Annotated in this window: 10 protein-coding genes; all 10 read left to right on the forward strand. The window is 40.1% G+C overall.

From position 1 onward, the window contains the following. Positions 1-28 precede the first annotated feature (28 nt). The 10 genes from H4J41_RS17735 to rng all read left to right on the forward strand — a co-directional run bounded on the left by H4J41_RS17735 (position 29) and on the right by rng (position 11,787). Positions 29-550 (forward strand): prepilin-type N-terminal cleavage/methylation domain-containing protein, encoded by a 522-nt coding sequence (locus H4J41_RS17735; protein WP_310649807.1) that lies wholly within the window; start codon positions 29-31, stop codon positions 548-550. Then, positions 540-1,115, forward strand: a complete 576-nt coding sequence (locus tag H4J41_RS06025; RefSeq protein WP_182136641.1) for a prepilin-type N-terminal cleavage/methylation domain-containing protein — start codon at positions 540-542, stop codon at positions 1,113-1,115. Before H4J41_RS17735 ends, H4J41_RS06025 begins: the two co-directional genes overlap by 11 nt. Then, positions 1,115-1,984, forward strand: a complete 870-nt coding sequence (locus tag H4J41_RS06030; protein WP_182136640.1) for a PilW family protein — start codon at positions 1,115-1,117, stop codon at positions 1,982-1,984. The genes H4J41_RS06025 and H4J41_RS06030 overlap by 1 nt, the downstream gene beginning before the upstream one ends. Then, positions 1,974-2,498 carry a pilus assembly PilX N-terminal domain-containing protein gene (locus H4J41_RS06035; protein ID WP_182136639.1) on the forward strand — a complete coding sequence of 175 codons (525 nt, stop codon included), beginning with the start codon at positions 1,974-1,976 and terminating at the stop codon, positions 2,496-2,498. The genes H4J41_RS06030 and H4J41_RS06035 overlap by 11 nt, the downstream gene beginning before the upstream one ends. A 1,394-nt stretch (positions 2,499-3,892) precedes the next feature. Then, complete coding sequence (locus H4J41_RS06040; RefSeq protein ID WP_182136638.1) at positions 3,893-6,928, forward strand: LamG domain-containing protein; 3,036 nt, start codon at positions 3,893-3,895, stop codon at positions 6,926-6,928. A 257-nt stretch (positions 6,929-7,185) separates the two neighbouring features. Next, complete coding sequence (locus tag H4J41_RS06045; protein WP_146879278.1) at positions 7,186-8,229, forward strand: rod shape-determining protein; 1,044 nt, start codon at positions 7,186-7,188, stop codon at positions 8,227-8,229. A 135-nt stretch (positions 8,230-8,364) separates the two neighbouring features. Continuing rightward, positions 8,365-9,246, forward strand: a complete 882-nt coding sequence (gene mreC / locus H4J41_RS06050) for a rod shape-determining protein MreC (protein WP_182136637.1) — start codon at positions 8,365-8,367, stop codon at positions 9,244-9,246. After that, on the forward strand, positions 9,243-9,722 hold the full coding sequence (gene mreD, locus H4J41_RS06055; RefSeq protein ID WP_182136636.1) for a rod shape-determining protein MreD: 480 nt from the start codon (positions 9,243-9,245) through the stop codon (positions 9,720-9,722). The genes mreC and mreD overlap by 4 nt, the downstream gene beginning before the upstream one ends. A gap of 1 nt (position 9,723) precedes the next feature. Next, entirely contained in the window at positions 9,724-10,311 is a 588-nt protein-coding gene (locus tag H4J41_RS06060) for a nucleoside triphosphate pyrophosphatase (RefSeq protein ID WP_182136635.1), read from the forward strand. A 12-nt stretch (positions 10,312-10,323) separates the two neighbouring features. Beyond that, complete coding sequence (gene rng / locus H4J41_RS06065; protein WP_182136634.1) at positions 10,324-11,787, forward strand: ribonuclease G; 1,464 nt, start codon at positions 10,324-10,326, stop codon at positions 11,785-11,787. The last annotated feature ends 45 nt before the right edge of the window (positions 11,788-11,832 follow it).

The following is an 11,832-nucleotide window of genomic DNA, read 5'->3' on the forward strand; positions in this document are numbered from 1 at the left end:
TGATATAGCTATTGCTGGTGGGGTAAATGTGAATATTTTGAACAATCTGAAAAATAAACGCTTAAATCAGGGCTTCACTTTGATTGAACTGATTATCGTGATCATTATCTTGGGCATTCTCTCAGTCACAGTAGCCCCTAAATTTTTCACCGCTAAGGGCTTTTCAGAATACGGCTATCGTACCGATGTGATAGCGAAATTACGCTTGATTCAAATCAAAGCCATGCAACAAACTCAAGCCGCACCAGACCCAGAAAACGAGAACCGATGCCACACTGTCTTGCTAACCGATAAAAAGTTAGGCACGCCTGATAACTGTGTTGACGAGCTAAGTTTTAACAGTACATGGCAAGATAGTACTACAAAAGTGAAGATAGCTGACCAAGACGATGTCATCTTTTCTGGGGAAAACATAACTGACAATAGCTTTTCATTTGACAGTATGGGCCGACCATCCTCTTCCTGTAATGCTCCTTGTAAAATCACCATTAACGGTGAGCAAAATATCAGTGTGCAAATAGAGTCAGAAGGTTATATTCATGCGCTTTAAGCAAAAGGTATCCCCAACATTGACCCTGCCCACTAAAGCATCACAGCAAGGTTTCACCCTCATTGAAATCATTGTCGGTATTGTGGTGTTATCAATTGCCTTTTCGATATTTACCACCTTAATTTACCCGTTAGCTAATCAAAGTGCTAAGCAAGTACATCAAATTAAAGCCGCAGAACTTGGCCAGTCGATGATCAATGAAATTATTGCTAAAGCCTTTGATGAAAATTCTGATAAGTCGGGCGGTATTTATCGCTGTGGTGAAAGTGGTGCAACAGCATGTTCTTCAACCCTAGCTGATGAAGAGTCAGGGGCAAGAGAGCGATTTGATGATGTTGATGATTATAATAATTTATCAATAATGGAAAGTTCGTTGGGAGGTGATGACTCTCTAAACGATATCTATGTTGGTTATCAAATTAACGTTAAGGTGATCAACGATAGTGATTACGATGGCGACCATGACGATGAGGATGACATCTCTACCGCCAAGCTTATTACAGTAACCGTAACCACACCGCAAGATTTCGATTTTGTTTTTGCGGTCTATCGGGCGAATTTTTAATGTCTGGATCTAAACATAAGCTTAAAAATCATCCTAAGTATCAAGCTAAAAGTCAGCAGGGCTTTACTTTAATTGAGCTAGTCACCGTGATTGTTATATTAGGTGTGTTGGCGACCGGTATTAGCTCATTTCTTCGCTTTGGCACGCAAAGTTATACCGATGCTGCAGACAGAGATGCTTTAATCTCTACCGCGAGATTCGTGGTGGAACGGCTTAATCGTGAAGTTAGAAACGCATTACCTAATAGCATTCGTACTATCGGCGGCGATAATAATCCATGCTTAGAGTTTGTGCCAATCGATAAAAGCGTGATTTATCTTGATATTCCTGTGGCACCAGAACCGGCAAGTGATAGTGTTGAGGTGCTTATGTTGGCAGGTGCTTTATCATCACAATATGTGGCTGTTTATGCGTTAAATAGTGATGATATATATAACAAAAAATCCGGTGTTATTGAAAAATTTTCATCAGTAGCTAATTCCGGCGATAGGCAAGTTGTATCAACAATAAGATTTGATAGCAAGATTAGATTTGAAGAGGAATCGCCAACCGAACGTTTGTATTTTATTGGCTCACCGGTAAGTTATTGTGTTGAAGGTCAAGCTATTTATCGTTACCAAGATTACGGTTTTGGGGATGACGATAGCTACGATATCAATGGTAAGCCATCTATCACCGCTACTAATACTACTACTAAGAAAGTGTTGATGGCAGAATATGTCGATAATTATGCAGTCAACGAGTATCCCTTTCAAACCAGTCCACCGACGTTACAACGAAATGGCTTAGCAGTCATCAGGTTGAAGTTTGCTCGTAACCTAGAAGAGATTGTCTTTAATAATGAGATACAGGTGCCGAATGTTCCATAAACAATCGTTTATACTAACAAAATTGCCTCGCAAATTACCTCCCAAATTGCCTCGCAAATTGCCTCGCAAATTGCTTAGCCAATCAGGAAAGCCCCGATACCCAAATCAACAAGCGGGTAGCGCATTAGTTATCGCTATTTTTGTGATTATTGTCTTGTCATTACTCGGCGCCGCTTTAGTGAAAATGTTAGAGTCGAGCCAAGAAAGTGTCGCCTATGAAGTATTAGGAACACGGGCTTATACTGCAGCACTGAGTGGCTTACAGTGGCAGTTGGCTGAAGTATTTCCGTTAAACGGCCCTGCCATTGCTTGTAAGGCTGATATTAACAATTCCCCCCTTATTTTTGACAATACGCTGGGCTTAGCACAGTGTAAAGTTAGCGTTAGCTGCGATGACTTTGTACACGCTGGTACTGGTATTCGTTATTACACAATCACTGCCACTGGCACCTGTGATATTAACAACGAAGAAACCTCAAGAAAAATAGCGGTGGAAGCACATAGCCTGCTTTGATTTTGTATCAAACTCTCTTTAGCTGCCGAGATTAATCGCTAAAGACAGGATTGAAGCTAAGCAAATTATGAAGAGGAAACACTAGATACTTAGTCAAAAGCGTAACACTTAACTCGCTTTGACCCTACTGCCTAAGATAGCCGTTGCCGCCATTTTAAACGCTAAGCCTAAGCTTGACTGGGTTAAATATCTCATCAATATTTTAGCTTTAATCATAGTTACAATAACGACTTAGCTAAATCTATTAATATCGAAGAGGGTCAAGTCGGGCTTAAAATATCTTACTAGCATCCTACTAATATCTCACCACCTATGTTGTCTCAGAGTAAATTTTTTCAGTGACAAACCCAACCGTTAAAGCCATTCAACCTGTTGCTTACTTGGCAATAGCTGCGTTTTTAAAAATAGAATATTAAGACAAGCCATGAGTCGACGGCTTTATCATTAGGCCTTAGCTGGATTGAAATTATTGTTTTATCCTCCAGCATACCTGTCAGCTGTTTTTACGCTATGGTTATTTTAATAGCCATATTATTGTAAATCTGATTGATCTTTGTAGCTTTTTTGTCTTTGGCTAATTTTCAGCGCAATGGCAGAGTAATTTAATCAGCAGCTTACTGGAATGCTGATTTTACTCACCCTCACTTTACTTACATAAATACTTACAACGTTAACAGTCGATCTGGTATTAAGTCGTTAGAGGTGTCTGTTGTTAACTATTACGAGACCTTTTATGTTCGAGCAGCCACAACAAAGGTGCCTGAGCCTACCTCCTGATTGATTTTAGCTCCAGCACTTCTAAGGTTTATATGGCTAAACCTATTCAACAATAGCTTGATAAAAATCTACCAACCCCGTCCATTTAAAAGCAAGTGCCTTCAGTCTGACTAAGGGGAAAAACAATCCAAATGACAAGGCTATTGCTGGCAAACTGCGCGATGCCAAACAAGTAGCTTAAAGGAATTGACTAATATCAGTCAGCTAAAGTGAAAACAGCTTTTCTTGACTTGTTGTTATAAAAACGTTTAAATCACATAATTAACAAAGTGTTAATTATGTGATTTAAACGTTAATTATTCGACTAAGTATGTTGATCTGGTAATTTAATGGTTAATAATATGGGTCAAAGTATTGATCAGATGAGTCAAAATGTTGATCATATAAGTCAAATGTTAATTTTATAAGCGATATGGTTTTTTAATATCAAACAGGTGTTAATTAAACGAGCCAGATGAGAGTTTTGCACACACAGCATTTTGTATTTTTTGTTCTTTTAGAGATATGAGGCAAAAATAGCACCCGCCTCAATTATTGGTCAAATTGTAATTTTCAAAGCTCAAATTTAGTTCAGGTGCAAGGTTATCTGTTTTGGATATTTAAGGGATATTAAGTACATGAAGTATTTTGTTTTTTTGTTTGTTTGTTTGTTTTCATTTTCGACAAGTGCCTTTGAAGATACTGTTACAGACAACGTAGAAGTAACCCTACTAGGAAGCGCTAGCACCATTGCTCACTATAAATTTGACGAAACAGATTATGTCGGTGTTAAAGGTGAAGTGATAGATGAAACCGGTAACTTTAGTGCACAAGCGGTTAATGGTGCAACTACCGGCAAGGGCTCACCAGCATTAATGGGCAACCCAGGTACTTGTGGTTATGCCGCATTTGACGGTAGTGATGATTATATTGAGCTGCCGAGTTCATTTGAAGATCTACACAACAGTTTTACAATAACGGCTTGGATTCACCCAGAAAATGTCAACAGTGGCTCAAGAATATTTATTGATGATGAAAATAACCAACAAGGCTTTGGTTTTAGTTTAGGCGATGCTGGCAATGGCCAATTACGTTTTTTTTCGCGTGGAGTTAATCCGGTCAGTGTTGATACTACGGCCTCTATCACGCCCAATAGATGGACTTTTGTTGCGGCAGTACACAATAGCCTTACTAAAACACGGCAAATATATATAAATGGGGTGGCACAAACGCTTAATGGTGTTACCACCATTAGTGCTTATACCGGTACTTGGGGCACTGACACTGGACCTGCTAGTATAGGTGGTGAAACAAAATCATCAGCAGAAGGCGGTGACAGCTTTCATTTTACTGGCAAAATAGATGAAGCTCATGTATTTAAAGGTGCATTAACAGAGACAGAAATTGAGCAGCTTTATAATCAAAAGCATGCTTGTGCAGAGCCGGCTATTGACCATTATGAAATTGTTCATGATGGCAATGGCTTAACTTGTGCGGCTGAGCCAATTACTATAAAAGCTTGTACCAATAGCGACTGTACAACTGTAAGTACTGAATCGGTCAATGTAGACTTTACTATTACCACACCAGAAGGCAACAAGGAGAAAAAAGCTTCACTAGAATTTACGGGTAGCAGCAGCTTTAAATTTAAACATGTTACCGCTGAGACGATTGTATTATCGATTGATACTAGCAATGCTGTTGAGTGCTCAGGCGTTGATACTGGTTGTGAGATGACTTTTTCTGATACTGGCTTTAGGTTTCTTTATGGTGATAGCAATAGTGAAATTATTAGCGCGCAAACGGCAGGTAAAGAGTTTGGTGAAACGGTAAAGTTACACGCGGTTAAAAGTGAAAATGGTGTTTGTGAAGGACTTTTCAGTGGTGATGTAAAGGTAAGCCTTGCTCAACAAAACATTACCCCTAACCTGGATTTTAACGCTGGTTTAGCATTTCAAACCAAGGGTATTACTATCGCAAAACATCCACAATTTACCGATGATGTGATACTAAATTTTGCTTCTGACAGTATGGCTATTATACCAACACCAAATTATTTTGATGCAGGTGAAATTCGTTTACATGCTAAATTTTCTAATTCCAACATTACGATTGTGGGTAGCTCTAATAATTTTTGGGTGAAACCCCATCACTTTGCATTAACAGCAACAAACTCTAACGGCGCTTTAGTGGGTGATAGTGCCGCTAGTTCAATAAAACACAAAGCTGGTAAAAACTTCAAATTTACTGTTAGCGCATTAAACTTTGTGGGCGATTTAACGCAAAACTATCGCCAAGCAGATGGCAGGTTACAGCTAAAGGTCTCGCGAGTAGCGCCTTCACTAAACGGTGCAATTGATGGCAGTTTTACCTACGCAGCAGAGCAGTCAATCACCGCAACCCCTCTAGCTCAAGATGTAACGCTCACCAGTTTTAATGATGGCGTAAAAGGTCAATCGGACTTTAATGGTGCTCAATATGATGAAGTTGGGATCATTAAAAGTTATGTGCAAGATATTAATTATGGTGGTTTGGGTAATAAAAATGGCCGGGTTGAAGCGACAGGTATAGAGGTTGGGCGTTTTACGCCAGCTTATTTTAAGCAAACTGTTAAGGAAGAACATAAAGGTGATTTTGATGCTGCCCCTTATTACCCTGACGAAAGAGCTGCTTGTAGCATTTCTAATTGGGCTTATACCGGACAACGTACGACTGATGATAAAGGCGTTATTTCTTATAATATTGATTTTGAACCGAAAATAAAGATTACGGCATTCAATGCTAATAACGCCATCACCCAAAATTATACCTTGGGCGAGCCTGAAGGTTTTATGAAGTTGTTGGCAAGTAGTGTTGATATCAGTTTACCGTCATATGATAAAGAGCAGCAAGTTGTTGACAGCACTAGCGGTGATCATGAACCCGTTGCTATTAGTGCCGTTATGCACACAGGTAACTTAACGGCCAGTCCTGATAAAGCAGGTGAATTGTTTTATACTTTTTCGCCTAATGACCATTTCACTTATCTCCGTGATGGTAGCAGTTTATTACCGCCTTTTACTGCAAAAATCCCCTTTGTTACTGAGCAAGTTAATGATACAGATGGCATAAAATTAGCCATAAATATCTCGACGAATAAAGTAGCAGAATCAGCTACTGAAACCTTTGTTACCGATGGGGTAGAAATTCGCTTTGCTCGTATGGTGTTACAAAATAGTTACGGCTCAGAGAATGCCAAGTTACGATCGCAGTTAACTATTGAAGTATATGATGAAGATAAAAGCTTTAACACTCATAGTGATGAAAGTTGTTTAATGCCGCTTATTGGTAGTGAAGAGGATGGGGCTAAATACTCAGGTAATATGAAGCTTTGGGATTATCGTTTAATCGACATTGATGGTGATAGTGATGACATAGAGGTTAGTAATACCGAAGCTAGCGTGTCAGGTGATTTTTATAATGGTATTCAAAGCCAATTGTTTTTCTCCAAGCCCACAGAACAAGGGACGCTCGAATGGGAATATCAAGTGCCAAGTTGGTTAGCATTTAACTGGGATACCTTAGACGCGAATAATGATGGGAATTTTTACGATGACAACCCAAGTGCGACATTAAGCTTTGGGATTTATCGTGGTAATGACCGAATTATCTCATGGTACGAAGTCCTCAATTAATATTACGCTTGGCTAACTTCAGATATTTATTTAATGCGATGGGGATAATGTTTATCGAATTATCTTTTTTAGTTAAATAATCTCAATATTTCATCATATTTTGTCATTGAAATAACACAAGCGCGATAGTCTGCGCTATGATAGCGTGCTAACAGTAAAAAATATCATTTGTCAGCTAATCTGTAGCGGGCAAATTAAGTACAACAATATTCTGGCAATTTGTTGCCTAGGTTATGTTTAAAGGACATTTCGACAATATGTTTAAGAAATTACGCGGCATGTTTTCTAACGATTTATCAATTGACTTAGGAACCGCAAATACCCTTATTTATGTAAAAGACCAAGGCATTGTTTTGAATGAGCCTTCAGTTGTGGCTATTCGACAAGACCGCTCTGGTGGCTCTAAAAGTGTTGCTGCCGTGGGTACGGCAGCCAAACAAATGTTAGGTCGCACACCCGGAAATATTGAAGCCATTCGTCCGATGAAAGATGGCGTTATTGCTAACTTTTTTGTGACTGAAAAAATGTTGCAGTACTTCATTAAACAAGTACACAGCAATAATTTTTTACGACCAAGCCCACGCGTTTTAGTTTGTGTGCCTTGCGGCTCTACACAAGTTGAACGACGTGCTATTCGTGAATCTGCACTAGGTGCTGGCGCGCGTGAAGTGTATTTGATTGATGAGCCTATGGCGGCAGCAATTGGCGCAGGTATGCCAGTGTCAGAAGCAACCGGTTCCATGGTGGTTGATATTGGTGGTGGTACCACTGAAGTCGGCATTATTTCTCTAAACGGTGTGGTTTATTCTTCTTCTGCCCGCATCGGCGGTGATAAGTTTGACGATGCCATTATTAACTATGTACGTCGTAATTTCGGTAGTTTAATTGGTGAAGCAACCGCTGAGCGCATTAAGCATGAAATTGGTTCTGCCTATCCTGGCGACGAAGTACTTGAAATTGAAGTGCGCGGGCGTAATTTAGCAGAAGGTGTGCCACGTAGTTTCACTTTAAACAGCAATGAAATTTTAGAAGCGCTACAAGAGCCGTTAACCGGTATTGTTAGTGCGATTATGGTTGCATTAGAGCAATCACCACCTGAACTAGCCTCTGATATTTCAGAGCGCGGTATGATTTTAACCGGTGGTGGCGCCTTGTTAAGAGGTATAGATCGCTTACTGATGGAAGAAACCGGTATTCCGGTTGTGGTTGCTGATGACCCACTAACTTGTGTAGCTCGTGGTGGTGGTAAGGCCATTGAAATGATTGATATGCACGGTGGCGATTTATTCTCCTACGAGTAGCATACTCATTATTTATCGCCATTTTGCTTAATACCCTTATCAAATGTACTCATTGATTAGCGTCAACTTCGTACATTTGCTGGGTATTTAAAGCCAATGGTGGTAAATAAATTAGCATTTATACAAGTTTAATTTATGAACCCTATATTTAAGCATGGACCATCTCCTGTGCACCGACTTGTTTTGGTGCTGCTTTGTTCTGCAACATTAATATTTTTTGATCATAAAATGAATAGCTTTGAGCCTGCTCGAGGCTTTTTGCAATCACTGGTCAGCCCATTACAGTATTTGGCTACTGCGCCAAAACAAATGATGAATTGGGCGGCAGATAATATTATCACTCGTCGCCAACTCCTTGCCGATAATCAACAATATAAAATCAACGAGTTAGTCTTTCATGAGCAAGCTTTACAATTAGATATTGTTCAACGTGAAAATAATCGACTCAGAGCCTTGCTTGCTTCACCATTGCGCGGTGATGCTAAAAAAATGGTGGCAGAAATTCTTAGCGTCGACAGTGACCCTTATACTCATCAAGTGGTGATCAACCGTGGTGCTAACGACGGCGTTTATGAAGGCCAAGCGGTTATTGATGATGAAGGCATTGTTGGCCAAATATTGCATGTGGGTACGACAAGTAGCCGCGTGTTATTGATCACTGATATTACCCACGCTGTGCCGGTGAGAATAAGCCGCAATGGGCTTAGGCTCATCGCCACTGGCGGCGGTGTTATTGATCGTTTAACCCATAATTATGTTCCTCACAGTAGTGATATTCGTACGGGCGATTTATTAGTGACGTCAGGCTTAGGTAGTAAATTCCCAGAAGGCTATCCGGTAGCAAAAGTTTCCGCGGTTATTCAAGATGAATCACGGGCTTTTTCTCAAATTCAAAGCCAGCCAGTAGCCAAAATAGATCGTTTACGTTATGTGTTATTATTGTGGCCAGAGCAGAATAATCTTCAAGGGCCAAATAAAAGTAAAACATTGCCCGCTGAAAAGGCCAAAATTAAATGAGTATTGTTAGTCGTTTAATTATGTTTTTAACGCTTTTAGTTGCACTACTCGCCAGTATTATGCCGCTACCCTTGAGCGTTGATGCTTTTCGCCCTGATTGGGTATTGGTTGTTTTACTTTACTGGTGTTTGGCATTACCCTCGCGCGTTAATGTTATTTCAGCTTGGGTTATGGGCTTTATTCTCGATGTTTTACTGGGCTCTACTTTAGGTGTGCATGCTGGCGCTATGGCGATTAGCGTTTATATTGTTGCTGGGAATTTTCAGAAAATACGTAACTTTTCTGTTTGGCAGCAAGCACTGATTATGGGTGTGTTATCGGCGTTATATCACTTAATTGTTTTTTGGTTACAACGATTTTTAACTGACGCTGTGTTTTTACCCAGTTACTTATATCCGGTGTTTACCACCATTATCCTCTGGCCCTGGGCTTTTTTACTCTTACGTAAAATAAGACGAAACTTTAGAATAACATAACATGTCTACTACTTTGATTTTGGCGTCACAATCACCGCGCCGACAAGAACTACTTCAACAAATGGGTTACGACTTTGTCTGTGCACCTGCAGATCTTGATGAAACTGTACTCGCAGCAGAAAAACCTGAACACTATGTCGCGCGCTTGGCATTAGCAAAAGCCCGAGTCATTGCCAAGCAATATGCTGATGATGTTGTGGTACTTGGCTCTGATACTAGTGTGGTCTTTGGTCAACATATATTAGGCAAACCTGAATCTCTTGCTGATTGTCTTACTATACTTAAGATGCTGTCGGGACATACTCATCAGGTAGTTACGGCGATTGCTGCTGTAAAAGGTGAACGTATTGATGTGGTTGTGGTCAGTACTGAAGTAGACTTTAAAATCCTCACCGAACAAGAAATAAAGCGCTATTGGCAAACAGGCGAGCCACAAGATAAAGCCGGTGCCTATGGTATTCAAGGAATTGCAGGACAATTTGTCAAACAAATTCGTGGTAGTTATTCTGCCGTTGTTGGCTTACCTTTATATGAAACAGCACAGCTGTTATCAGCATTTGGCGTAGAATCGTCAATGACACAAGCATAAATAGGAATCGATATGAGCGGTGAATTACTTATCAATGTTACGCCAAGTGAAACACGAGTAGCGTTAATCGAAAATGGTTCACTACAAGAAGTCCATGTTGAGCGTGAAACTCGGCGTGGCTTAGTCGGCAATATTTATCTGGGTAAAATTATTCGTGTTTTACCCGGTATGCAAGCGGCCTTTGTTGATATTAATCTCGGCAAAGCGGCTTTTTTACATGCCTCAGACATTAACTCTAAACTCATTTTAAACGAAGATAACAACAGTGAACAAGTGCCTGACATTAGAAATTTGGTGCATGAGGGCCAGCATATTGTGGTGCAAGTGGTTAAAGACCCTATGGGCACCAAAGGTGCGCGACTCACCACAGATATTACCATTGCGGCGCGTTATTTAGTGTTAATGCCTAACGCTAGCCACGCGGGAATATCACAGCGTATTGATGACCCAGCAGAGCGAAACCGTCTGAAATCGATTGTTACGCCTTATTGTTCGAAAGAGCATGGCTTTATTGTTCGCACCGCCGCTGAAGGTGCCAATATTGAAGAACTACAACATGATGCTGAGTTTTTGCGTCGCGTTTGGGCAAAAGTGGTTGAGCGAAAAGAGCGTAAACAAACCAAAGATCCTATCTATCAAGATTTATCGTTAGCATTTCGTGTGCTGCGCGATTTTGTTGGTGCCTCACTTGAGCGTATTCGTATTGATTCAAAACTCACTTATGAACAATTGCTTGAGTTTACCACTGAATTTGTCCCCAATTTAGCCCCTGTGTTGGAATGTTACCCGGGCGAACGACCTATTTTTGATTTGTTTAACGTTGAAAACGAAATACAGCGCTCATTGCATCGCAAAATTGATTTGAAATCAGGGGGGTCTTTGATCATAGATCAAACCGAAGCCATGACCACCATTGATATTAATACCGGTGCTTTTGTCGGGCATCGTAATTTAGAAGAAACAATTTTTAATACTAATATTGAGGCAACACAAGCGATTGCTCGACAGCTTAGGTTAAGAAACCTTGGTGGTATTATCATCGTTGATTTTATTGATATGAATATAAAAGATCATCAGCGCCGTGTTTTACATAGTTTAGATATGGCGATGGCGAAAGATAATGTTAAATACAGTTTGTCAGGTTTCTCCGCATTAGGCCTGGTGGAAATGACCCGAAAACGCACACGTGAAAGCCTAGAACATATTTTATGTGGTGAGTGTGAGGTATGTCACGGTCGTGGTTATGTGAAAACAGTTGAAACCGTTTGTTTTGAAATTCTACGAGAAATTGTGCGGGTAAATCGCGCTTATGACGCGGATAAATTTATTGTTTACACCTCATCATCGGTGAGTGAATCATTAGAAAATGACGAGTATCATAATTTGGCTGAGCTTGAAGTCTTCATCGGCAAGCAGATTAAAGTACAGACTGAAACCCTGTATAATCAAGAACAATTTGATGTGGTTATGATGTGATGCTGTTTTGTGTCTATGCTTTGAATTAGCAGGTCAAGTTTAAAG

Source organism: Colwellia sp. MB3u-45 (assembly GCF_014077005.1).
Lineage (GTDB): Bacteria > Pseudomonadota > Gammaproteobacteria > Enterobacterales > Alteromonadaceae > Cognaticolwellia.

Bases quoted from the DNA above. Each gene is read 5' to 3' on its own strand.
- mreD (WP_182136636.1), top strand. From the start codon at position 9,243: ATGAGTATTGTTAGTCGTTTAATTATGTTTTTAACGCTTTTAGTTGCA.
- H4J41_RS06040 (WP_182136638.1), top strand. From the start codon at position 3,893: ATGAAGTATTTTGTTTTTTTGTTTGTTTGTTTGTTTTCATTTTCGACA.
- H4J41_RS06035 (WP_182136639.1), top strand. From the start codon at position 1,974: ATGTTCCATAAACAATCGTTTATACTAACAAAATTGCCTCGCAAATTA.
- mreC (WP_182136637.1), top strand. From the start codon at position 8,365: ATGAACCCTATATTTAAGCATGGACCATCTCCTGTGCACCGACTTGTT.
- H4J41_RS06060 (WP_182136635.1), top strand. From the start codon at position 9,724: ATGTCTACTACTTTGATTTTGGCGTCACAATCACCGCGCCGACAAGAA.
- H4J41_RS06045 (WP_146879278.1), top strand. From the start codon at position 7,186: ATGTTTAAGAAATTACGCGGCATGTTTTCTAACGATTTATCAATTGAC.
- H4J41_RS06030 (WP_182136640.1), top strand. From the start codon at position 1,115: ATGTCTGGATCTAAACATAAGCTTAAAAATCATCCTAAGTATCAAGCT.
- H4J41_RS06025 (WP_182136641.1), top strand. From the start codon at position 540: ATGCGCTTTAAGCAAAAGGTATCCCCAACATTGACCCTGCCCACTAAA.
- rng (WP_182136634.1), top strand. From the start codon at position 10,324: ATGAGCGGTGAATTACTTATCAATGTTACGCCAAGTGAAACACGAGTA.